A 23,591-nucleotide genomic window follows, 5' to 3' on the forward strand; every position below is an offset into this window, starting at 1 on the left:
TGGTTTCAATTTATGATCCAGGCCTATTTGTCTTGATTCTTAAACTCCGATGGTTCGTTAATCTTAATTGCGTTAATAAAAGCCTCATGTATATTTTTACTAAATGGACTTTGCTGATCTCTCAATCTTTCGGGATGCCACTGTACAAACAACAAAAAAGATTTTCCTTTAGGTTCAATCCGTTCCATCGCTTCGGTAACCCCGTCAGGAGAAATTGCGCTCACTACAAGTCCTTTTCCCGTTTTATCGGTACTTTGATGGTGGTTGCTATTTACCAATCCTTTATCGGTATTCACAATCTGGTTCAGCCATGAAGAGGGATTTACCATAATTTCGTGGTAGCGGTCTGATTTATCGTGCATTTTCGAATGATCGAATTTTCCCCATGTTGGGATGTCAGGAATCAAAGTACCGCCAAAAAATACATTACCCACCTGTATCCCTCTGCAAATGCCTAAAACGGGAATAGAATTGGCTTCGGTATAGGTTAACACCTTAAACTCGAATTCATCGCGTTTTTCGTCTATATCATCTTCATAACAATAAGGATAATATTCAGGCTGGTTATAAAACCGCGGATGCACGTCTTCACCACCAGTTAAAACGATACCATCGCATTTTTTGATCTCGTCGAAATTATTAAGTTTATATCCAAGCTGGATGATTTCTACATTTTTATTGTAAGATAATACCCAGTTGTGATAGATATCGAATTTGCTGCAATCAGTAACACCAATGATTATTTTATCAGACATAATAATTGATTCGTCGGATTTTAACTTTTTTTTCAGTTGATAACAAGCTAAATAATTAATACCTCTTTAAAGAAAAACCGCAGGCTTTATGAACTAATTCTATAAAAACTGCAGTTAATCTGTTAAACACCGTAGTGCTTTACTACTGATCCAGATTCTTGTTTTTATTTACAATTTGGCTGTCTCTCGTGTTTTTCTGAACGGTAATAGCGCCAAACAAGGAGAGTAAAAATGCAAAGGCATAAAATCCTTTCTCGCTGGGCAGCAAAGTTGCATTCCACAAACCAATTACCAATAAAGTGATGGTTAATAGCGTAGAGAACCAACTGATGCCATAATAAATTTCAGTAACGGGAATTCCTTCCAGTTTATCGCGAACAGCTTTTTGTAAAGAGATTACGGCGAAAAGGCCAAACATTAATACGGTGAAATAATATCCTTTTTCATTGAGAAGCATATCAGAACGCCACAGACCTACAATAAAGCCGATCATTCCGATACCTAATGCCATCCAGGCAGCTGCCACAAATGCATTTGATGGTTTTTGATTCATTGTTTTGAGATTTAATTTAATTCAATAGTCAACGCTAAAGATTGGTAAAAGGTATAAAAATTAAAAGAGAGTATTTCAAATTATTTTTTTGAATGCTGAGCCTGGGAGATAATTGTTATGGGATTGTGTGCTATCTGAAATCAATAAAATAATCTGGGTAAAGATATATGGGATGTACAGGTGAATAAAAAATCTGTGTTTATCTGTGTGCATCTGTGGTTGAAAATTCCTGATAAGCTTAATTACACAGCATTATAGAAAGAAATCAAACAAAATCCCATCTTTTGCATTATAGCTGTATAATCTTACCTTAGTTATATGCGAACATTGCTTACTTCTACCCAAATGCGTAGTGCTGATCAGTTTACGATTGCCAATACACCCATTGCTTCTATCGATTTGATGGAAAAAGCGGCTAGGGCTTTTGTTCAAGCTTTTTTAAGAGACGAGTTCGATACCAATAAAAGCGTAGCTATAATCTGCGGGAAGGGAAATAATGGGGGAGACGGACTGGCTATTGCGCATTTACTTATCGCTAATGGATATGAGAATTTAAAAGTCTACATCATTAACTTCAATGAAAAGCAGAGCGACGATTTTGCAATCAACCTGCAACGAATTGAGGAAACGCGCTGTAAAAAAACGATCATTAATCAGGCTTCTGATCTAAAGCATTTGAAAGCCGACTTAATTATTGATGCCATTTTAGGCTCGGGTTTAAATAAGCCTTTGAGTGGAGAATTTGAAGCGCTTGTGCAGGCCATAAACAAGCTGAATAAAAAAGTATATGCGGTTGATGTACCGACAGGTTTTTTTGCTGAAGGTAAACTCCCGAAAGATTATAACGGTATAATAGCCTATAAAACAATTTGTTTTCAAAGGCCGAAAATTAATTTTTTTTTCCCTGAGTCGGCCTTGGCGACTGAAAAATATGAAGTGGTTGATATTGATCTGGATGAGGCTTTTATCCAGAAACAAGATGCTGATTTCCATTTAGTGGAAGAAAGTGATATTCAAAAGATCCTGCAGCCCCGAAAATTGTTCAGCCATAAAGGTACTTATGGTCATGCACTGATTATTGCGGGAAATACCAATACCATGGGCGCGGCTTTGCTTTCTTCTATGGCTTGTTTACAAACAGGTGCTGGATTAACCACAGCTTCTATTCCACATAGCGGGTTAATAGCCTTAAATACTTCCTTACCAGAAGTTATGGCCTTGCCAAGAGATGAATACACAAGAATAGAGAACCCAAAAAAATATCAGGCCATTGCTATTGGCCCGGGTTTAGGTACTGAAGCCGAAAACGAAAAACTGCTCGAAAGCCTGATTTTAGCTAACCAAATGTTGATCATTGATGCAGACGCTTTAAATATTTTGGGTGAAAGGCCCGATCTGATCGATAAACTTGCCGCAAATACCATCATCAGCCCGCACATGAAAGAGTTTGATCGCTTATTTGGTGAACATGATAATTGGTGGGATAGGGTGCAAACAGCTAAAGAACAGGCTATAAAACAAAAGATTGTTATCGTTCTTAAAAACCAATATACTTTTATTTGCCTGCCAACAGGTAAGGTACTCATCAACCCCACAGGAAATCCGGCGATGGCGCAAGGTGGAATGGGCGATATACTTACAGGCATTATCGCAGGTTTTGTAGCGCAGAAATATTCGGCAACAGATGCCGCTCTTCTGGCTTGTTACATTCATGGAAAAGCAGGCGATTATCTAGCGCAGGAACAATTTGTGGTTACTGCATCGCATCTTACCGCCAGGATATCAAAAGAAATTAAAGTGCTCATCTCTAATTAGTTTGTGATGTGCTCAGCCACAATTGTGGGAAAAAACCTTTATTAAACTACTATTTTTTTAGTTTATAATTGATACTTTACACAATATTTAAATAACAGATACTTTAAAAACGGAAAACAAAATTATTATGGCACAAAAAGAGTATACGCTGAACGAACTCATTAAGGAATCAGCAGAAAACCCGGCAGAAAACGATTTTTTTGAATTGGAAAAACCGGCCATGCTGGAAGTAAACTTAAAAAATCAAAAAATCCTGGCAAAGGCTGGTTCGATGGTTGCTTACATCGGAAATATTGATTTTAAAAGAGAAGGCCTATTGAGTAAAGGTTTGAGCGGTTTGTTAAAAAAAGCCATATCTGGCGAAGGTACCTCACTGATGCACGCTACCGGAACTGGCAAACTATATCTGGCCGATGAAGGAAAGAAAGTAAAGATCATCAAACTCCAGAACGAGTCAGTTTTTGTTAATGGTAATGATGTATTGGCTCTGGAAGAGAGTATTAAAAACGAAATAAAAATGCTAAAAAGCATCGCAGGGATGATGAGTGGTGGTTTATTTCAGGTTAAACTTTCGGGCAGTGGCTATATTGCCATAACCACACATGGCGAACCAATTTTATTAAGGGTTACTGCCAATCAGCCTGTATATACCGATCCGAATGCTACGGTAGCCTGGTCTGAGAATTTAACGCCTAACATTAAAACCAATTTAACTTTCGGTTCCTTCATTGGAAGGGGAAGTGGCGAATCTTTCCAATTAGAATTTTTTGGCGAGGGATGGGTATTGGTACAGCCTTATGAAGAAGTGAAATACGCAGCGAAGTCTTAAAATAGTAGAATCGTCCTCGACCGCAGTGGAGAGATCTTAGTCGATAAGGTTTCTCCATTTCATTCACTCGGGGTCAACAAGATTTATGTATTAAATATATAGGCGTTTTTTTTGGAAAGCAGTTGCAAAAGCATTTGTGTTTAGGCAGTCCTGCCATCTGCTTTATCCCGATGAAATTCGGGATGCCTGCTCCTGTCAGGTTTAGGTGGCGCAGCCATTCATCCTATTTAAGGTTGCAAGGAGCAAAAACCTTTAGCTTTAAACGATTTTCCTCCTAATTTAATAGACATAATGGGGGTTGGTGCTGCCTTGTGAAGAAGTGAAATATGCAATTAAATATTATATTTTAATCGTCATCTCGACTGAAGCGCAGCGGAATGGAGAGATCTATCTGGACAGATTTTGCTTCGCAGAGCCGTCGGGTTCTCGACTTCGTTTCACTTCCCTCGAAATGACGATTCTTTAGTTAAAAAACAGAAAATCCCGGCATTTTATCAATGTCGGGATTTTGTATGTTGATTAAATAATTTCTATCTACACACCACCCATTACGGTTAGCTTATCCATTGTAGGGTTAACGCTTCCACCCCTAGGTTCTAAGGTTACGGCAAATGCCTGTGCTTCCTGAATGGTTTGCATTTTTACCAGTGCCTCATTATTAGTCGAATCGGTTTTTCCAAATACGCCTAAACTTACGGGTTTACCATTTACCAAAGCCCATAACTGATATTGATGTTCGGCATCGGTTTTTGGTAAATCCATAGCCACATAGTTAATCAGCACTCTTTTATCTTTTTTATTCCAGTAAACCTTCATTTTAGAAGCTGGACTAAATGGCTGCCCTGCCATGCGGATGGTTGCCCACTCTTTGCTATCAGCCATGGCTGCCATATTATCCAAGCCTTGGTTTTCAAACTCCAGTTTGCTTACTACCCCGGCAAACTTTTGTTTATCCAGGTTTAAACTTGCAATCTGGTCGTGTGCAGCATTCAGTTTGTTATAAGTGATAAATAATGCCGCGGTACTCACTACCAATAAAGCTATACAAGCAACTAAGGCGTAACGTAAAGTTCTTACTTTCGCGTCGCTTCCATCTAAACGTATAATTTTTGGTTCTTGGGTATAAATTGGTTCGGGTTGAACATTCACATTCTCTTCAACTTCACTTAACCCCAACTTTTCGAATAATCTTGTTTCTACATCTGCAGATGGTTCTACAGCATTTTGCATAGCATATTGCTCCATAGCTTGCTCGATGGCTGCTATTTCATCTCTTACCTCAGGGTTTTGAGATGCTATTTCCTCAACCTGTAACGCTTCTTTTGGTGATAAATCACCTAAAACGTACAGCTCAAGTACTCCAGATTCGATATATGCTTTTAAATTTTCCACGCTCAATTAAAATTCCTTCTCAATTCAATAATAGCCAACCGGATCCGGGTTTTCACCGTACCTAATGGCAGATCTAACTTTTCTGCGGCTTCCACATGAGTGAAACCCTTGTAATAAACTAAATCAAGAACTGCTTGTAAATCCGGTTTAAGGTTGTCTACAAGTTGCTTAACTCCAAGAATATCAGGATTAAACGTAACCTTGTTTTGTTCATCAACGAAACTTACGTTATTTTCTATATCTTGGTTTTTGAGTGAATTCTTAAAGTCTTTAGAACGGAGTTTATCGATCGATAAATTGCGGGCAATATTCATCATCCACGTAAACAAACGTCCTTTAGTATGATCATAGTGTGTTGCAGACTGCCAGATTTTTACAAAAGTTTCCTGTAAAACATCTTCTGCAAGCTCTGTGTGGGTAATAATGCGTGAAATAACGCCGTAAAGCGCCGACGAATACATGCTGTACAATGTTTTTAGTACCGCTGGATCTTTCGATTGCAGTGCTTGAACAAGTTCAGGCTCGGTTAGGGTTAATTTTTTAAATGCAGTCACTATTGATCACTAAGATACAGTACAGAACAGTAAAAGCAAAAAAATGTTTTAAAAATGCATTCCGCTTAGGAGTGCGATTTTTAAAACATTATTAATCTATTTCTTAAAATATAATTATGCTATTCCTTCAATAGGGAAAAGGTGTTTTTCGGCATGGTAAGATGAACGTACCAGTGGGCCGCTTTCTACATACTTTAAACCTTTTGCTAAACCAGCTTCTTTATACATCGCAAAAGTATCAGGGTGGATCCAATCAACCACAGGATGGTGATTACGGGTTGGTTGTAAGTATTGTCCTAAAGTTAGGATGTGAACGCCATTGGCCACTAAATCGTCCATGGCTTCGAAAATATCTTCTTCGGTTTCGCCCAAACCAAGCATAATACCTGTTTTTGTTCTTAAACCAAATTCCGAAATTCTTTTTAAAGCTTCTAGGCTTCTGTCATACTTCGCCTGGATGCGTACTTGTCTGGTTAAACGCTTAACGGTTTCCATATTATGTGAAACCACTTCTGGACGTTCTTCTAAAACGCGGTATAAATTATCCCACTGGCCTTTAAAGTCAGGGATCAAAGTTTCTAAGGTAGTGATTGGGCTTTCTCTGCGGATCGCCTGTAAGGTTTCTGCCCAGATGATTGAACCGCCATCTTTTAAATCATCACGATCTACCGAGGTAATTACGCAATGTTTAACCCCCATTAATCTCACTGAATCTGCAATACGGTTAGGCTCATCAACATCAACAGCCAACGGCCTGCCTGTAGCAACCGCACAGAAAGAGCAACTGCGGGTACAGATGTTTCCTAAAATCATGAATGTTGCCGTACCTGCGCCCCAACATTCGCCCATATTCGGGCAATTGCCGCTTTCGCAGATGGTATGGAGCTTGTGCGTGTCTACTAAACTGCGAACTTGTGCATATTCTTTACCAACGGGTAATTTAACACGTAACCAATCTGGTTTACGTTTAACTTCAGTCACAGCAGGTACTACCGGTAAATCAATCATGCTACAAAGTTAACGAATAGGATTGAAATGTTACAACGTAGAAATGTTTGAAGGTTGTAATAATTGGTGTGATTGTTAATTGCGGGTTAGCTAACTTGCGAAGTCTGGCAGGACAGGGGCGGAGCTAGACTTCGCAAGTTTAGCAAGGGCCTGCCTGTGGTGTCAGATATTTCTATCTGACACTAAAAATTTAATCTAAATCAATTTCAAAAGCAATCTGTTGTTTATTTTCCTTAAAGCCAAGCCGCTCGTAAAATTTGTGGCTTTCGGTACGTATGATGTTACATCTTACTTTTAGTTTTTTTACCTGATGTTTTTTCGCCCAAAGCTTTACGCTTTCAATTAATTGTTTTCCAATTTTTAAATTGCGGTAAGCAGAATTGACAATCAATCCTCCAATTTCGACAAATGGATCGGATTCTATTCTTAAGGTATAAAAACCATGGATCCAGCCTACTACTGTGTCGTCAACTAAAGCAACAAATGCACAGTTGTCCTTACTGTTATTAATGTGTTTAATTCTGGCTGATGTTTGCTCAATGTCACTCTCGTAACCCAATTGTGCGGACAGCCAGGCCACACTTTCTGCATCTTTTTTTGAAATTTCTCTGATCTGAACCATTTTTACTGATGTTTTGATAGATGAAGCTAAAATTAAAGATTAAATTTTGTTTTTATCGTCAGATGGTAACATCTGACGGCACACCGCTTGCCAGGCCAACTTGCGAAGTCTCACAAGGCCAGAGGATTGGCAGACTTCGCAAGTTTAGAAGGGCTAAAAGTACTACAATAGCCAAGCTAAACCCTATTGAAGCGGCAGCCTGAGCCTCTTCGGCGAAGCTATAGCGGAAAGAGGGACTGCTGTTGCCGATGAGCAGCAATTACCTTTTCTAATGTTTGAGAAAAATCAACACTATAATTAAATTTTGTTTACAGTCAGATGGCAACATCTGACTGCACGAATACGATTTATAAATGTTACTTAAAAATCATAACCTTAACATTGCAACTTTTAACGTTTTAACTTTCTAACTTAATATTACATTTGCAATATGAATACTGGCTTACAGCTTTATAATACGCTTTCGCGCAAAAAAGAACTTTTTCTACCCTTAAATGCACCCAACGTTGGGATGTATGTTTGCGGCCCTACTGTTTATAGTGATGTGCACCTGGGTAATTGCCGCACGTTTATTTCTTTCGATTTAATTTTTAGGTACCTTAAATATGCTGGTTATAAAGTACGTTATGTACGTAATATTACCGATGCGGGTCACTTAGAAGGTGATAGGGACGAGGGCGATGATAAATTTGCAAAACGTGCGAAACTGGAGCAGCTTGAGCCAATGGAAATTGTACAGAAATATACTTTGGGTTTCCATGATGTAATGCGCATGTTCAACACGCAGCCGCCAAGTATTGAGCCTACCGCTACCGGACATATTATTGAGCAGATCGAAATGATTAAGGTAATTATAGCCAAAGGTTATGGTTACGAAGTTGACGGCAATGTATATTTTGATGTAGAAAAATACAGTAAGGAGTATAATTATACCATTTTAACCAACCGCAATCTCGAAGATATGCTGAACAATACCCGGGAACTGGGTGGTCAGGATGAGAAACGCGGAAGGTTAGACTTTGCCTTATGGATAAAAGCAAAGCCAGAAACCTTAATGCAATGGCAATCGCCATGGGGCATGGGCTTTCCTGGCTGGCATATCGAGTGTTCGGCCATGAGCGCCAAATATTTAGGCGCCGAATTTGATATTCATGGTGGTGGAATGGATTTAGCAGCAACGCATCATACTAATGAAATTGCACAATCTGAAGCATGCAGCCATAAACAGCCTGCCCGCTATTGGATGCACACCAATATGCTTACAGTAAACGGTACGCGCATGTCTAAATCTGCCGGCAATGGTTTCCTTCCTTTAGAATTGTTTACTGGTGACCATCCTTTATTGAAAAAGGGCTTTAGCCCGATGACGGTGAAGTTTTTTATGTTACAGGCGCACTACCGGAGTACATTAGATTTTTCTAATGAAGCTTTAGACGCCTCGGAGAAAGGTTTTCGCCGCTTAATGGCTGCAATTGGTTTGTTAGATAAGTTAACAGTTTCTGAACAGAACGATTTCGATATTGATGCATTGAAAGAAAAATGTATTACTGCGATGAATGATGACTTTAACAGTCCGATTTTGGTTGCAGAGTTATTTGAAGCAGTTCGGATTATCAATACCGTGTATGATGGTAAAGGGAAAATCTCTGCAGAAGCACTGGAAAAGTTAAAGCAACTGATTAACGATTTCGTTTTCGATATATTAGGACTGAAAGATGAGGATGCCGGGGGTAACGACTTAAACGGCGTTTTAGATATGGTGATTAACTTAAGAACGGAAGCAAAAGCGAATAAAGATTATGCCACTTCTGACCGTATCCGTATTGGCTTACAAGAGTTGGGAATTCAGCTTAAAGACGGCAAAGAGGGAACCACCTGGAGTAAGGCTTAGGTAGTTCTAAATCTAAAGTCCAAAGTCATGAGTCGATTTTAGCAATGAAAAAAATTGGTTTGGTAGGTGGTATCAGTTGGGTATCTACTATAGATTATTATCGTTTTATAAATGAGGGCGTAAATGAGCGTTTGGGTGGGTTAAATTTCGCTGAATGTTTAATTTATTCCCTTAATTTTGGCGATGTTCAGGATAAAACCTGGGAAGGATCGTTTGATCTTTTGCGCAATGCCTGCGAAAGTTTAAAACAGAGTGGGGCAGAAGCAATTGTACTCTGCGCCAATACGGCACATCTTTTTGCCGATCAGTTACAAGAAAAAACAGCTCTGCCTATTATCCATATTGGTACCGAAACCGCTAAAGCCATAAATGCTACCGGAATTAAAAGCGTAGGGCTGCTAGGTACCGTGTTTACCATGGAGAAGGAATTTTACATCAAAAAGCTCGAAGACCATGGGTTAAATGTTTTGGTACCTGCCGAAAAAGAAACCCGCGATTATATACAGTTTACCCTTAAAGAAGAATTAGGTAGAGGTTTGGTATTGGAAGAAACCAGGGCGCAGTATATTACAATAATAAATGAGCTGATTGCAAATGGAGCTGAAGGCATCATTCTGGGGTGTACTGAAATTCCTATGCTGATCAATCAGGATGACTTTGAGATTCCGGTATTTGATACTACCAGAATCCATTGCCAGGCGATTGTGGATTACATGCTTTCTTAGAACGCACTTTATTATACTATTCTCCTGCCGCTTCAAGCGGGAATAATTAAGTGCGGGAACAACCTTAAAAATTTTAAGTTCATCAAGGAATCCGTCCTCTTTTAATGGGAAGAAGTTAAGGGCTGAAAAACAAATCTCATAAGTTTTCAGGCTCACCAAGAATTTGTCCCCCTTTGAAGGGGGCAGGGGGATGAAGAAAATCATATTTAATTTAAAGATGAATAATAACAGCAAATTGTTTGCTATATTTCATTTTTCTACTTTTCAATTCTAAGAAAGGTTACGATATCATGCATAACAACCACTACAACTCTAAATTAAAAACCTTTGCCAGAGACCATCGAAATGATAGTACCAAGGCAGAGATAAGAATTTGGTGTGAATTGTTGAGGAATAAGAAAATGTTGGGATATTCCTTCTTAAGACAGCGACCGATCGCTAATTATATTGCAGATTTTTTCTCAAAGGATTTAAAGTTGGTCATTGAGGTTGATGGACTTAGTCATGAACGAGAAGGCCAATTTGAAAAAGATAAAGCTCGTGAACTTAACCTGAACGCATTGGGCTTTCATGTCCTGAGATTTAATGATGATGAGGTAATGAACGATATTGAGAATGTGAATAGAACCATTCAGCATCTCATAGCAGAATGGGAGAAAGATCATCAGAGACCTTGTTAAAGAAACAAGTTTTTGCATGGTCATCCCCCTTGCCCCCTTCAAAGGGGGAATGGACTATTTCTAAGCAATTAATTCTTCCCCCAGGGGATGAGAGATAATTACACTACTTTAAACAATTTTCCGTTAGATTAAACAATGAATAAAAACCTTTTAATACTGCCTTTATTGGCGTTAATCGGATTTCAGGCCTGCCAAAATAAAACAAACCGAAATGCTGATGAAAATGTAGAAAAGGCAACAGGTTTAGTTTCTCCTGATTTTAATGACGATAGTGCTTATGTTTATACCAAAGTTCAGGTTGACTTTGGGCCAAGGATTCCAGGTACCACTGCTCATCAAAAATGTGCAGATTATTTGGTGGCAAAATTAAGGACGTTCGGTGCAGAAGTAAGTATCCAGGGTGAGCAAACGCAAACTTATGATGGGAAAAGCTTTCAACTGAAAAATATTGTCGCCGTTTTTAATCCAGGTCAAAAAAAGAGGGTTTTAATTACGGCACACTGGGATGCCCGTCCATTTTCTGATCAGGATACCGATCCTGCAAATCATGCAAAACCTTTTGATGCGGCAAATGATGGTGCAAGCGGGGTGGCGGTGATTTTGGAAATGGCACGTCAGATCCAAGAGAAACAGCCAGATGTTGGAGTCGATTTTGTATTGTGGGATTTAGAAGATTATGGCAAGGCCAATGATGAAACGCCAGATGAAACTACCTGGTGTTTAGGCTCTCAATACTGGGCTAAAAAAGCAAATGCGAAAGGGTATAAAGCTTTGTACTGCATTAATCTCGATATGGTTGGTGGCGGTAACGCACAGTTTACGCAGGATGAAATCTCCCGTCAGGCTGCTCCAGATGTAGTGAATAAGGTTTGGGACATTGGTAATGAAATTGGCTATGCTTCTTACTTTACGAAAATTCCGAGTGGAAAACTGGTTGATGATCATCTTTGGATGAACAAAGCAGGCATTCCATCTATCGATATTATCCATTACAATGATAATAGTGGCTTTTATATCAATTGGCATACGCAATTGGATAACTTAACCAACATTGATAAAAATACGTTGAAAGCCACCGGGCAAACTGTTTTAGAAACCATCTATAGAGAAAAATAACTGGTCTTAATGTGTAATTGTTAATTACTTTTAAAGTCATGCATTAAAGAAAATTTTATATTCGCCAAACATATTATCTTAATTAATAATGAAACAATTATTTTCAACCGCAATCGCTTCGCTTTTAGCCCTAAGTGCTTTTGCCCAAAAAAGCGACGGAACAACCAAATCTTTAGTAAATGCTGAAAAGGATTTTGCTAAGTCAATTGCCAAAAATGGAGATAAAGAAGCTTTTACAGACTATTCGACAACAAGCACTTTAGTGTTTAGGCCAAACCCAGTTAATGCTAAAACTTTTTATGCTGGCAAAGCAGATGCTGAAAAGGATGTAACATGGACCCCAAACCTTGCAAAGGTATCACGCAGTGGCGATTTAGGTTTTACTACAGGGCCATATGAAGTTGGAACTTCGGAGAAAAAATACGGTCAATATTTATCGATCTGGAAACCGGAAAACGGCAGGTGGAAACTAGCTATTGATTTAGGAACAGAAAGTAATAAACCTTTAGCTAAAGTTACGCCACAATTTATTGAACCTAAAGATCATGTTGCACCAAAATTCCTAAATGAAAGAGAGATTAAGGCTGGGAAGGATATTATCTTAACTACCGAAAAAACATTAAATACTTTGTTAAAAACACATGGAATTGCAGCATTTGGAGGATTTTTAACCAACGATGCACGTTTACTTTTCCCGGGTAACGAAGCCATTGATGGAAAAGGAAAAATTATTGCTTTTTATAACGGAATGATCAGCAAAATCAATGTGAAAACAACAGGGGTAGATAAGGCAATCGGTAGTGATTTGGCTTATACCTACGGTGTGGCTACTATCGATTACAAAGCCGATTTACGTGAAAGTTTTAACTACGTTTTCGTTTATGAAAAAGCAGCAGATGCAAGCTGGAACTTAATTGTACAGGCTTTTGTACCTGCAGAAAGATAAAAAAAGAATGTGAATTAAAGAGGGCTCTCCGTAAAAAGAAGCCCTTTTTTTATTTCAGAGATTTATCTTTTTTCCGCACTCAAGGTCGGTTTAGCCCCGATTGAAGCGGCATCCTTGGAGCGTAGCGGAAAGATATAGCGAAAAGCGGGAACAAACATTAAAAATAGCACAGTTTTTGCTCTTCAAAACAACGATAATTACAAATAAAACAACCTTTTTTACGTTTAAAGTTCATGCACAAAAAATTACTTCTATTATCTGTTCTCATTTTATTGTTTTTTCATGTTTCTGCCCAAAGGAAGAAATTCGATGTACAGGGTAAAGCTGGTGCACGCGGTATTATGCCCGAAAACACCATTGAAGGGATGTTAAAAGCAATCGATTTAGGTGTTACCACCTTAGAAATGGATGCCGTGATTTCGAAAGATAAACTGGTTGTGCTTTCACAAGAGCCTTATTTTAATAACGAGATTTCTTTGCAGCCCAACGGTAAACCGATTACTTTAAAAGATCAGAAGAATTATAACATCTATAAAATGGATTATGAGGAGGTTAAAAAATTTGATGTAGGGAGTAAAGTCCATAGCCGTTTTCCGGGACAAATGAAGTTTAAAGCTTACAAGCCGCTACTCTCTGAAACTATAGATGCAGTCGAGGCTTACGTTAAGGAACACAAACTTGCCAAACCGGTTTACAGTATCGAAACGAAAACGATTAAAAACGGCGACAATGAATTTCATCCTGAACCTGCAGAATTTGTGGAGTTGATTATGGATGTCGTTAATTCAAAAAAAATTGCGAAAAGAGTTATTATTGAATCGTTTGATATGCGCACGCTGCAGTACCTGCACGAGAAATACCCTAAAATACAAACTTCATTATTGATTGATGAAAAAGAACCCTTTGAAGATTATATCGGGAAATTAGGTTTTAAACCTACTATTTACAGCCCTTACTCGGTTCTGGTTGGTAAGGGTTTGGTAGACCGCTGCCATGAAATGGGTATCAAAATTATCCCCTGGACGGTTAATACGGTGAAGGAAGTAAATTATTTTATGAGTTTGGGGGTAGATGGCATCATTACCGATTTCCCTAACATCATGGGCCAACTCAAAAAATAAAAAGCATAAAAAAGCGTTCCGATTTTAAATCTGAACGCTTTTTTATGCTTTCTGAAAAGAAAACACTAATGGTGTGCTTCTGGTTTTTCGTGCGCTGCTTCAGTTTTTTCATGATGAGCAGATGCTTCTTCGTGGTTAAAGATTGGTCTGGTGAAATAGACACACAGTAATAAAACCAGAATCCATGCAGCCAGGGGTAAAGCCCAAATGCCTTTTGTTTGCTGAGCTGGTGCGTGTGAATCGTGAGCTGACATATCGAATATTTTTGATTTAAAAATTTATGCTTTGTAATTGTGTGGTAAAGATAGTAACAAAATTAAAATAATAAGAGCAATTTGGCGAATAGTATTTTAAGGTCATCCAGCGTATTAGAAAGGGATAAAAGGCACTGCCTTTTATCCTTGTAAATCATAAATCATTGCTTTTGTGCTATTCATTTTGCTTTTAATACGGTTTTGATGCTCCTTTAAAGTGCTTTGTTCATCCTGAACGGCATTAAACAGTTCGGCTTTTTTGAAATGGTTTGCCGCTTCTTCAAAATTTTGCTGTTGCTCAGCATGTAAGCCCAAACATTCGTATATATGTGCTTCGCAAACACCAGGAACAAGTAAAGCCTTCTCTGCAACCTGTTTCACCAGTTTGTGCATTTTGAGTGTAATAACAAGTTCCAGATAGGGTTTATATACTTCTGGAAAATCGGAATCCAGCTCAATGCAGCGTTTATAATAATAACCTGCGGTTTTGTAATCTTTAAAGTGGTTTTGATAAATATCTCCCAATTGAAAATATGCTCTTGCATAATCAGGATCGAAAACAATAATTTCGTTAAAATACTGAAGTGCCTTGGGTAATTCGCCCCAGTGCAGTTCTTCAATGGCCTGTAGATATTTTTCTTCTACAGTGGTATAAATGTCCATAACGGATATAATTAATTTTGCTAAGCAGTTAAATGCTTAGCAAATAAGTAATAAATTAATTTTTAAATTTGGGTTTTGTTTGTTGAAACTTAAAACCGCGTTAAGGGTTGGGAAGGAAATTTAAGTCAATACCCAAACCCTTTATGCCACAAGACGGGCTAAAGTGCATTTTTTGGATATGTAGTTGACGTAGCATTTCTGTAAATTTTATGCAAAGATATTTATTTTCAGTGAATTGCAAATATAGAAATAAAATTTTCTAAGAGATTACGTGTGCAAGATAGACAATGCAATAAGTCAGTAAACAAAATGCACTATCATAATTTAACGAATGAAACAGATTTTCTAAACGTTGCTGCGTATCAATAATCTTAGCCGCTATAAGCCAAAAAAATAAGGAGATGCCAATATCGAAAAAGTCAAAACGGCCATTGGTAATGTGGAATAATTGAAACAGTTCGAGTGCTACAACGAATAAAAGCGGAATGAAAATACAATTAATGCGTTTTTTGAAAAGATCAAAATAAAATTCCTTTGAGGTTAAGGTGATACAGAAAACCCATAAACCCTCAGGTAGTGAATAGATCAGGTACTCGTTTAATGGCAAGCATGCTGCGACGGTCTGTTTTAAGCTTTGGTAGGTTCTGAAAGAGATCAACTGAATGATAATCTGATTCACCAAGGTTTTATCAGTTCTGTAAAATACATATATGAACAGGCTGATTATCAAAGCAAAGAAAATATACCAATAGTGCTTTTTCAAGGTTTGGTGAAAATTAAAATTTTAAAATAGGAGAATGGTTTTAAAGTGATTTCTTTTTCAAGTTTAAACTGGCTAATCGCTTTAATATGCTCCATGTAAAATAAAGATTTCAAATGGAACCATCCGGAACAAAAATTAACTAGCCGATCCAAGTATTTTAGCCAATTATTTGGCGTAAAGTGGTTTAGAATTAATAGTTTTCCATCTGGTTTTAAAACACTGTGGCATTGCATTAGTAGTTTTTCAGGCTGATCTGCAACAGCAATAACATGCGATAATACCACATAATCAAAACTATTTTCTGCAAACTCGAGTTGCTCACCATTCATTTGAAATAATTTGATTTCGCCGGTTGAATTCTTTTTGGCAACATTGAGCATTGATGCAGAAATTTCTATTCCAGTAATTTTGTGATTTTTATAGAATGGGAAATGAGATCCGTTACCGACACCGATTTCGAGTAGGTCTCCATAGGGCAATTGATTAATCTCATCGAAAAACTTTTTCTTTTGAGGTTTAAGAAAAATATCGACAAGTGGATATAAAAATGAAAATCGATTATAGAAATTGGTTTGAGCGCTCAATTTTTTAGTTTTAAGATAAATGTAGTTAACGCATTTTTAATCTGCCTCCTATGCCTTAGAATATGAACAATGGCATGTTCGAGCATCTGTTCTACATCATATTGTTGCCCCCACCTTGTGTTGATCTTTTTTGATTGATCGAACTCTTCCATGGTGATGTCGGGATTTCTGGCGAAAAAGTCCTCGCTATATTTAAGCGCTTCCCGGAGCCTTGAAATATAGGCTGCCACTTGATCAAATTGCAATCGTTCTGGCCTGATAGTTTCTAATCCGATGGAGTTTTCGATATAAACGGCATAACTGAACATTGAGGCAGTTACATGTGTTAAAATAGTTTGGATGGAAATACAATCTGGATTTGAACTTTCTGGCTCAATGGTTTTCAGTAGTTGCTGTTGGCTGATTGGTTCAATTACTTCGATCAACTCATCAACTGCTTTTTTATATTCGTCCATTAGTGCGGCTATAGCACCTGTAAGGTTATTGGCACCCATCATAAAACAAATATAATTGTTTGGGATGAATTTTGTGTTGCTAGGTCTTGCTTAGGTCTGGATTTGCAATCCAGACCTAAGGTACTGTAGGTTTTTAATCTACTAGCAGAAGCAAATCCTTAGTTCATAATACAGGATTATAAATCCGGACTAACAAGTTTTTTAGGTTACCAGATTTATAATGCCAATAAATAAAGGTAAATAGGTGAGTAGAAGTATGGTTTTAAAATCTTTACGTTCCTGTCCTTTGTTAACATGTATAAGAACAAGGAAGGTTATAGTGGTAAACGCGATAGACAAAGGCATTATAATCAGCAGTCCTGCATTTGCAGCGCCACAGTTTTTTTTTGATGGGTCTGCAGGTACAAAACAAAGTGCCCAAAAAGCAAAATACGGTGCTAATGAAATAAGTGCGATATAACGCCTTTTAATAAAATCCAAGATCATGTTTGTCTCTATATACTAGTTTACAGACCTTAATACATTGTTTTATAAAAGGTAACCTGTTTTCGTTAGTCTTGTGTCGTTCGGGATTTGTAATCCTGGCTAACAAAAGTTTAAGTTAACATATCAATTATTCCAATATAGATTGGTAAAGGAATAATTGCGGTAATCACAATGAATTCATTTTTAGATTGTCCTTTATTTATCAAAGTAAGGACTAGAAATGTTATTAAATAGATGCATGATAGAAACATTATGGAAATGAACATACCAAAATCAGGCATCCCGCATCTTGGGACAGAGCTGATTGGTAAACTATGAAAAAACATAAAACAAAACACCCAGCATCTGATATAAAGGCCAAGAAATACTAAAGAAATAATTCTCCTTCTAACAAATGCGAACACTGGTTTTACGAAATGCATGTTTATTCGGTTTATCCTTAATACATGTAGCATAGAAAGGTAACCTAAGCATTTATTGGAAGGGATTTGCAATGGCAAGTAACAAATAGTCAGTCAAAATGTGAGGAAATTAAAGCTTTGTCATCACACTACCCGAGGCCAGATCGTGGATGGCCCTTCTTTGTAGATTTGAATTGATGGTTAGGAACGAAATCCAACCTAAAGCAAGCTTTATTGGGTACCGGAGAATAGCTTGTCCAATATTGATTTTCTGGCTAATATCCTCATTTTTCCTTACCCTGATTCCTTTAATGTAATTACCGATGGTGCAGCCGAACGTCATGAAAAGTGGTTCATAAATCACAAATAAAAATGCAAATAATAAGATCCGTACCCATTCTGGTACATTGTTAAAGCTGTCTAATACATTTGAAAAACACACCATAAGAATGATGATAATTATGGTGTCGATAAATGTAGATTGTAATCTTTCTACCAGACTTGGGTATTTTTCTTCCATTTTGAGTGCGATAATTTATTGTAGAATATTAAGTTTTAAAATAATAATATTTTTCTTTAGTCTGGATTTGCAATCCACAATGTAAGGATTAAAAATCCTTAGTTCATAAGATGGGATTAAAAATCCCGACTAACCAAGTTGTTCTAACTCGAACTGTAAATTTGATTTTGCCTGGCTTTCAAATTTTTTATAAAAATAATCTGTTTTAAAAATCCGCTCCATTTTTATGAAATGTTCCAGAACCTTTTTTCTTCCTGGATTATAAATGAGATCTGGATAAATTGAATATTCTTTTCTTACGTTTTGCGAATAAGTAGTATAGTTTTCTAAGCTTTGGCCTAATATAGAAAGATCTGCGTCAGTAAAATAATTTGTATCGGGTTCAGGATAAGCAAGATGTTTTTTAGTGGCTATTATTTGAGTTTTGCAGTTATCAATAATATGATTGGGAACTGAAATATGCGACATTCTCTTCTGAGCAAGTTCGGCACTTTTTTCTTCATTGTCTGATTTTAACGCATCATAAATAATGTCATGATAGAACATAGTAAATAGAATACTTTCCCAACTTTCAATGCTAACTTTTACTTCAGTAAGTTGTGTCAACAAGTTTTCAAGATGCGAAAGTGTATGATAATGTCTTTTTTTATGAGTGTAGTTTTCCTCAATTTCAGCCCAAAATTCGGGTATTATACGGTCACTATCTGTATAATTTGTTAAGAGATTAATGAATGTATCTTTTAGCACGAGGTTTTGCGAATAGTATCGATACACAAGATACAAATTGGAGTTGACTTTTCTCGTTGGTCGATATTTGCAATCTCGACCTGCTGTATTGTGGATTTGTAATCCACTAATAGAAGTTAAAATTCTGGCTTATCAGACGGGATTACAAATCCCGTCTAGCTTAATGCTACTATAATAAATCTTTAATGATTTTCTCGATTGATAAGCCTTCAGCTTCAGCGCGGTAGTTACGTACAATGCGGTGTCGTAAAATTGGCTCGGCTACGGCTTTTACATCTTCAATATCTGGTGAATATTTTCCGGTTACAGCGGCATGGCATTTTGCACCAAGCACTAAAAACTGCGAAGCACGCGGACCTGCACCCCAACTGATGTATTTATTAACGGCATCGGTAGCAAACTCACTGTTTGGGCGGGTTTTAGCAGCCAGTTTAACTGCATATTCCAATACGTTATCGGTTATAGGAATATCGCGGATCAGTTTCTGAAAATATTGGATATCATCTGCGTGGATAATTTTCTGCAGTTGAATGGTTTTATTGCTTGTGGTGTTTTTTACGATGTTCAATTCATCTGCAAAGGCAGGATAGTTCAATTGAATGTTGAACATGAACCGATCTAATTGAGCTTCGGGTAGGGGATAAGTTCCTTCCTGTTCAATTGGGTTTTGTGTGGCCAAAACGAAAAATGGTTTTGGTAGAATATGGGTTTGTCCAGCTGCGGTAACCGATTTCTCCTGCATGGCTTCTAACAAAGCCGCCTGGGTTTTTGGCGGTGTACGGTTAATCTCATCAGCGAGGATAATATTAGAAAAAACAGGCCCTTTTATAAATTTAAAGTGCCTGTCTTCTCCTAAAATCTCTGCGCCAATAATATCACTTGGCATTAAATCGGGTGTAAACTGGATCCGGTTAAAATCGAGGTCTAAAACAGATGCAACTGTTTGTACAAGTAAAGTTTTAGCCAATCCTGGTACGCCAACCAACAAACAGTGTCCGTTGCTAAAAATGGCGATTAAAACAGATTTTATTATGTCATCTTGTCCAACTACTACTTTGCCTATTTCGGCTTTGATGTTGTTGAAAGATTGATGAAGTGCATCAACAGCTTCTACTTCGTTCTTATACTGCATTGGTATTATTTTGCTGCTGTGGTTTTAGTCCAGATTTTTAATTCATCACAGGTATTAAATTCATCGTCGATTTTAATGTAAGTGCTTTCACGACGTTTTTCAAACCATTCGCTTAAAGTACGATTAATTTTATCACTCTGTGCAGCATCTCTGATTTTTGGAAAATCTTGAGCTAAGTTTGCTTTGTGCGGTGGAATTTTAGATTTTAAATATAAAATGCGGTATCCTTGTTTTCCATCAGCTGCAGTAAATAAATCTGGTTTAGAAATGCCACCGATTTTCATACTATCGATTACCAGAAACACAGAAGGATCTAATTTATCAATAGGAATAAAGGTACTTCTTGCTTGAACATTTTCTGCATTAAGCATCATACCACCATTGTATTTGCTCTCTTTATTGTCTGAATAAAGGTTTGCCGCAGCAGCGAAACTTATTTTTTTACCAATAATGTTATTGTAAATGCTATCTGCATGTAATTTTAAACGAGTTAAACTTTCTGGTGTAGTTTTAGGCGTAATTAAAATATGTCTAACGTGTACCTGTTCACCTCTGCGCTCTAAAACCTGTAAAAAGTGGAAACCATAATCTGTTTCGAATACTGGCGAAATTTCTCCGGCTTTTAACTTAAACGCCCAAGCCGTAAATTCTTTAACCATAGTATTCCTGTCGATAAAACCGTAATCACCACCATCGGCAGCAGAACCTGGATCTTCAGAATAAGTTTTTGCTAAAACACCCATATCCTCGCCACTTTTAACCCTTAAACGAAGGGCCTCAATTTTATCGCGGAATTTCTGTTTTTCTGCTTTGGTTAACTGTGGATTTAAAATTACTTCACCAACTTCAACCTCGGTATTAAATTCCGGAACGCTATCGCCCAAAGATTTGAAATATTTTTCAACCTCCATTGGTGTAACGTTAATGTTCTCGGTAATTTTTTGTTGCATTTTTTGAGCAATCAATTCATCTTTAACCGATGGTCTGATCTCATCTTTATACTGCAAAACAGATTTGTTTAAGAATTGCTCTAAACGCTCCTGGCCGCCTGCACGTTGCATACTATAACGCATACGCTTGTTCACCTCATCATCAACCGCACCATCTTCAACCATTACCGAATCGATCTCAGCCTGTTGTTTAAGCAGTTTTTGCGTTAAGGTTTGTTGTAAGAGTTTACATTTAATCTCGTTGTTAGGTTGGTTACCCTGATAAAGATATTGTGTGTATTGTTGGTTTAAATCTGATAGCAGGATAATATTATTTCCTACAACAGCAGCAACTTTATCTACAGTATGCTTTTGAGCGAAACTGTTTAAAAACAGGCAAATTAAAGCGGTTGCTACTAAAAAAACTTTCTTCATTCTATTTATTATATTTTGCAAATTTAATATTTATGGTCAAAAAAATCAGGTTGGTTATAACTTGGCAAGCTTCTTCAACTCGCTTTCGTTAATTTTGATCTGATATTTTTGTTTGAGGCTTTTTAGCCAATTTTCTTCTAAACTTAGTTGATAATCGGCAATTACCTCTCCTCTAACTTCGCTTAAAGGTTTATTGTAATTTTGTTGGTTTTTCGTGTAAAATTCATTTATCGCCTGCTCATCTTCCTGCGCCTTGTTCCATATTTTTTGTTCAGAAACATTGAACATTAAAACACCTTCGCGGTATTCGTTCAAAAGGAAATCATGATCTTTGCTACTCACCCCAGCTTTTTTATGTGTGGCCAATGCATCCTCATAAGTTTTAACTTCTTCCTGGTAACCAGCGTTTTTATCCAATCCCATTTCGCGTGCATCTAAAACCTTAAGCTTAAAATTTATGTACAAGTTTAAATAGGCTTGTAAAGTATCGTAAGCAGCACTAACGTTTCCATTATGGCTTTTTTTGTATGCCCACATAAATTCTTTAGCACTTATTGATTTACCGTTTACCACAGCCACGTTTTGTGCAAACGAAATGCTATAAATAAAGCTGAAAACAAATAGGCAATAAGCTTTCCTCACGCAGGGCACTCTATAAATTTTAAGGGATAAAAGTAACAATTAGCGACGCTATTATAAGATATTTAACTATTTTTAACAGAAATTATTATCCAACAAAAATACGAATGGAAAACCAGGTTACCAACAATGCGAATGCTTTACGTTTATTTTTTACCGAAGAGGTTTTTTTGGTAAAGGATGAAAGCGTAGAAATTCTGCCTTTGCGTAATCCAGAGGCAGTTTCAGTTGTCGAAAAAGTTTCCGTTAATGAAGTAAAAGAACCTGTTTTAAAACCAGAAATAACGCAAATTCCTGGGATTAATCCTACAAATTCTCCTAAAGTTTATCCACAAGCCCCTGAAATTCCGCATATTGTGGCCGAACCAGTATCAGAAAAAACGTTTAAATTTTTAGGTGGAAATAAAAAATCTGTACTCATTTTAGTTAACGATAGTGAGCATGATGTAAGTACGGAGCAAGGCAGAGAACTGTTGCGGAAAATTGTTAAAGCTGTAGATTTAGGTACGCCCGATTTTGCCATCCTAAATTATTCGAATTATAAAGGAACCGATTTCGTAGAATTAAACCGGTTTTTTAAACCTGCGATCATGTTATCTTTCGGAGTAGCGTTTGCCGACTTGCGACTGAATCTTACCTGGCAGAATGAAATCATTGTTCACGAAACAACCAGAATTATCTTTGCGCCTAACCTCCATCATCTCGATAGTGATTTAACTGCTAAAAAAATACTTTGGGGTCATCTGCAGAAAATTAAATAGCGATTCGCAAGCGTATCAAGTATTGAGAATCAAGTATCAAGTGCCAGGATATGGCATTTTAATTCGGCTCGAAAAATCTTAAACCCTATACCTTAAACTTTTACCTTCCTAAAATGAAAAAACTTGTATTCGCCACCAATAACCAACATAAAACCGAAGAAATTCGCGCTGCTCTTGAAGATCAATATGAAGTGCTGAATCTGGAAGATATTGGTTGTTTGGCTGATATTCCTGAAACTGCTGATACTTTTGAAGGCAATGCAACTTTAAAAAGCAGTTATGTGACTGAACATTTTAATTTAGACTGTTTTGCCGACGATAGTGGCTTAGAGGTAGATGCTTTAAACAACGAACCGGGCGTTTATTCTGCCCGATATTCAGGCAGCCGTGATAGCCTGGAAAATATTCAACTGGTTTTAACTAAGCTTGAGGGGAACCCTAATAGAAAAGCAAGGTTTAAAACGGTGATCTCCTTAATGCAGGGTGGTAAAAATCATATTTTTGAAGGTACAATAGAAGGTACAATCAGAACAGCATTATCAGGTTCGAAGGGTTTTGGTTATGATCCCATTTTTCAGCCGGATGGTTACGATATTACTTTTGCTGAAATGGATATTGCAGAAAAGAATAAAATCAGTCACCGGGCTATTGCACTAAAAAAGATGTTGGATTTTTTGAAGAGATAAAACTATAGACTTTCCCAGACTATTAAATTATGATGGGTCGTCATTTCGACCGTAGTGGAGAAATCTTTGAACTTTTCATCAAAGATTTCTCCATTCCGCTGCGCTTCAGTCGAAATGACGATCACACTT

General features: G+C 37.3%; 27 protein-coding genes. 10 read left to right on the forward strand and 17 right to left on the reverse strand.

Annotation, left to right across the window (positions count from 1 at the left end; translation table 11 throughout):
* Positions 1-23: 23 nt before the first annotated feature.
* Entirely contained in the window at positions 24-755 is a 732-nt protein-coding gene (locus ACUN24_RS08065; RefSeq protein ID WP_445562023.1) for a gamma-glutamyl-gamma-aminobutyrate hydrolase family protein, read from the reverse strand.
* 142 nt (positions 756-897) lie between these two features.
* Positions 898-1,308, reverse strand: a complete 411-nt coding sequence (gene yiaA, locus ACUN24_RS08070; protein ID WP_445562024.1) for an inner membrane protein YiaA — start codon at positions 1,306-1,308, stop codon at positions 898-900.
* Between the two features lie 318 nt (positions 1,309-1,626).
* Here yiaA and ACUN24_RS08075 point away from each other — a divergent pair, with 318 nt between their 5' ends.
* Positions 1,627-3,123: an NAD(P)H-hydrate dehydratase gene (locus ACUN24_RS08075; protein ID WP_445562025.1), complete on the forward strand. Its 1,497-nt coding sequence runs from the start codon at positions 1,627-1,629 to the stop codon at positions 3,121-3,123.
* Between the two features lie 127 nt (positions 3,124-3,250).
* Complete coding sequence (locus tag ACUN24_RS08080; RefSeq protein WP_445562026.1) at positions 3,251-3,952, forward strand: AIM24 family protein; 702 nt, start codon at positions 3,251-3,253, stop codon at positions 3,950-3,952.
* Positions 3,953-4,486: 534 nt separating this feature from the next.
* On the opposite strand, the gene ACUN24_RS08085 is transcribed toward ACUN24_RS08080, so the two are convergent.
* The 4 genes from ACUN24_RS08085 to ACUN24_RS08100 all read right to left on the reverse strand — a co-directional run bounded on the left by ACUN24_RS08085 (position 4,487) and on the right by ACUN24_RS08100 (position 7,528).
* Positions 4,487-5,344: an anti-sigma factor gene (locus ACUN24_RS08085; RefSeq protein ID WP_445562027.1), complete on the reverse strand. Its 858-nt coding sequence runs from the start codon at positions 5,342-5,344 to the stop codon at positions 4,487-4,489.
* Between the two features lie 2 nt (positions 5,345-5,346).
* Positions 5,347-5,898, reverse strand: coding sequence for an RNA polymerase sigma factor (locus ACUN24_RS08090; protein WP_445562028.1), 552 nt, complete (start codon positions 5,896-5,898; stop codon positions 5,347-5,349).
* A 114-nt stretch (positions 5,899-6,012) separates the two neighbouring features.
* The gene (gene lipA, locus ACUN24_RS08095) at positions 6,013-6,906 is read right to left on the reverse strand and encodes a lipoyl synthase (protein WP_025144173.1); all 894 of its coding nucleotides are present in this window, start codon (positions 6,904-6,906) and stop codon (positions 6,013-6,015) included.
* 190 nt (positions 6,907-7,096) lie between these two features.
* Positions 7,097-7,528, reverse strand: a complete 432-nt coding sequence (locus tag ACUN24_RS08100; RefSeq protein WP_445562029.1) for a GNAT family N-acetyltransferase — start codon at positions 7,526-7,528, stop codon at positions 7,097-7,099.
* 430 nt (positions 7,529-7,958) lie between these two features.
* Here ACUN24_RS08100 and cysS point away from each other — a divergent pair, with 430 nt between their 5' ends.
* The 6 genes from cysS (at position 7,959) to ACUN24_RS08130 (ending at position 14,007) form a co-directional block, all read left to right on the forward strand.
* On the forward strand, positions 7,959-9,419 hold the full coding sequence (gene cysS / locus ACUN24_RS08105; RefSeq protein WP_445562030.1) for a cysteine--tRNA ligase: 1,461 nt from the start codon (positions 7,959-7,961) through the stop codon (positions 9,417-9,419).
* 44 nt (positions 9,420-9,463) lie between these two features.
* Complete coding sequence (locus ACUN24_RS08110; RefSeq protein ID WP_445562031.1) at positions 9,464-10,144, forward strand: aspartate/glutamate racemase family protein; 681 nt, start codon at positions 9,464-9,466, stop codon at positions 10,142-10,144.
* A gap of 290 nt (positions 10,145-10,434) precedes the next feature.
* Positions 10,435-10,824: an endonuclease domain-containing protein gene (locus ACUN24_RS08115; RefSeq protein ID WP_445562032.1), complete on the forward strand. Its 390-nt coding sequence runs from the start codon at positions 10,435-10,437 to the stop codon at positions 10,822-10,824.
* A 135-nt stretch (positions 10,825-10,959) separates the two neighbouring features.
* Positions 10,960-11,940 carry a M28 family peptidase gene (locus ACUN24_RS08120; protein WP_445562033.1) on the forward strand — a complete coding sequence of 327 codons (981 nt, stop codon included), beginning with the start codon at positions 10,960-10,962 and terminating at the stop codon, positions 11,938-11,940.
* An 88-nt stretch (positions 11,941-12,028) separates the two neighbouring features.
* Positions 12,029-12,886 carry a nuclear transport factor 2 family protein gene (locus ACUN24_RS08125; RefSeq protein ID WP_445562034.1) on the forward strand — a complete coding sequence of 286 codons (858 nt, stop codon included), beginning with the start codon at positions 12,029-12,031 and terminating at the stop codon, positions 12,884-12,886.
* A gap of 233 nt (positions 12,887-13,119) precedes the next feature.
* Positions 13,120-14,007, forward strand: a complete 888-nt coding sequence (locus tag ACUN24_RS08130; protein ID WP_445562035.1) for a glycerophosphodiester phosphodiesterase family protein — start codon at positions 13,120-13,122, stop codon at positions 14,005-14,007.
* Between the two features lie 65 nt (positions 14,008-14,072).
* Here ACUN24_RS08130 and ACUN24_RS08135 read toward each other — a convergent pair whose 3' ends face one another.
* The 11 genes from ACUN24_RS08135 to ACUN24_RS08185 form a co-directional block, all read right to left on the reverse strand.
* Entirely contained in the window at positions 14,073-14,261 is a 189-nt protein-coding gene (locus ACUN24_RS08135) for a hypothetical protein (protein WP_090502258.1), read from the reverse strand.
* A 141-nt stretch (positions 14,262-14,402) separates the two neighbouring features.
* The gene (locus ACUN24_RS08140; RefSeq protein ID WP_132398389.1) at positions 14,403-14,924 is read right to left on the reverse strand and encodes a hypothetical protein; all 522 of its coding nucleotides are present in this window, start codon (positions 14,922-14,924) and stop codon (positions 14,403-14,405) included.
* 259 nt (positions 14,925-15,183) lie between these two features.
* Entirely contained in the window at positions 15,184-15,687 is a 504-nt protein-coding gene (locus ACUN24_RS08145) for a hypothetical protein (protein ID WP_445562036.1), read from the reverse strand.
* The gene (locus tag ACUN24_RS08150; protein ID WP_445562037.1) at positions 15,684-16,271 is read right to left on the reverse strand and encodes a class I SAM-dependent methyltransferase; all 588 of its coding nucleotides are present in this window, start codon (positions 16,269-16,271) and stop codon (positions 15,684-15,686) included. The genes ACUN24_RS08145 and ACUN24_RS08150 overlap by 4 nt, the downstream gene beginning before the upstream one ends.
* The gene (locus ACUN24_RS08155; RefSeq protein ID WP_445562038.1) at positions 16,268-16,768 is read right to left on the reverse strand and encodes a DinB family protein; all 501 of its coding nucleotides are present in this window, start codon (positions 16,766-16,768) and stop codon (positions 16,268-16,270) included. The genes ACUN24_RS08150 and ACUN24_RS08155 overlap by 4 nt, the downstream gene beginning before the upstream one ends.
* 159 nt (positions 16,769-16,927) lie before the next feature.
* Positions 16,928-17,212 carry a hypothetical protein gene (locus ACUN24_RS08160; protein WP_445562039.1) on the reverse strand — a complete coding sequence of 95 codons (285 nt, stop codon included), beginning with the start codon at positions 17,210-17,212 and terminating at the stop codon, positions 16,928-16,930.
* Positions 17,213-17,743: 531 nt separating this feature from the next.
* On the reverse strand, positions 17,744-18,133 hold the full coding sequence (locus ACUN24_RS08165) for an RDD family protein (protein ID WP_445562040.1): 390 nt from the start codon (positions 18,131-18,133) through the stop codon (positions 17,744-17,746).
* Between the two features lie 129 nt (positions 18,134-18,262).
* Complete coding sequence (locus ACUN24_RS08170) at positions 18,263-18,880, reverse strand: HD domain-containing protein (protein ID WP_445562041.1); 618 nt, start codon at positions 18,878-18,880, stop codon at positions 18,263-18,265.
* A gap of 169 nt (positions 18,881-19,049) precedes the next feature.
* Positions 19,050-20,012, reverse strand: a complete 963-nt coding sequence (locus ACUN24_RS08175; protein WP_445562042.1) for an AAA family ATPase — start codon at positions 20,010-20,012, stop codon at positions 19,050-19,052.
* A gap of 5 nt (positions 20,013-20,017) precedes the next feature.
* Positions 20,018-21,376 (reverse strand): peptidylprolyl isomerase, encoded by a 1,359-nt coding sequence (locus ACUN24_RS08180; protein ID WP_445562043.1) that lies wholly within the window; start codon positions 21,374-21,376, stop codon positions 20,018-20,020.
* Between the two features lie 54 nt (positions 21,377-21,430).
* Positions 21,431-21,955, reverse strand: coding sequence for a hypothetical protein (locus tag ACUN24_RS08185; protein ID WP_445562044.1), 525 nt, complete (start codon positions 21,953-21,955; stop codon positions 21,431-21,433).
* A gap of 167 nt (positions 21,956-22,122) precedes the next feature.
* On the opposite strand from ACUN24_RS08185, the gene ACUN24_RS08190 reads away from it, so the two are divergent.
* Together ACUN24_RS08190 and ACUN24_RS08195 are read left to right on the forward strand one after the other, a co-directional pair.
* On the forward strand, positions 22,123-22,776 hold the full coding sequence (locus ACUN24_RS08190; protein ID WP_445562045.1) for a hypothetical protein: 654 nt from the start codon (positions 22,123-22,125) through the stop codon (positions 22,774-22,776).
* A gap of 113 nt (positions 22,777-22,889) precedes the next feature.
* Positions 22,890-23,462 (forward strand): non-canonical purine NTP diphosphatase, encoded by a 573-nt coding sequence (locus tag ACUN24_RS08195; RefSeq protein ID WP_445562046.1) that lies wholly within the window; start codon positions 22,890-22,892, stop codon positions 23,460-23,462.
* Positions 23,463-23,591: the final 129 nt, after the last annotated feature.

Source organism: Pedobacter sp. WC2501, from assembly GCF_052682415.1.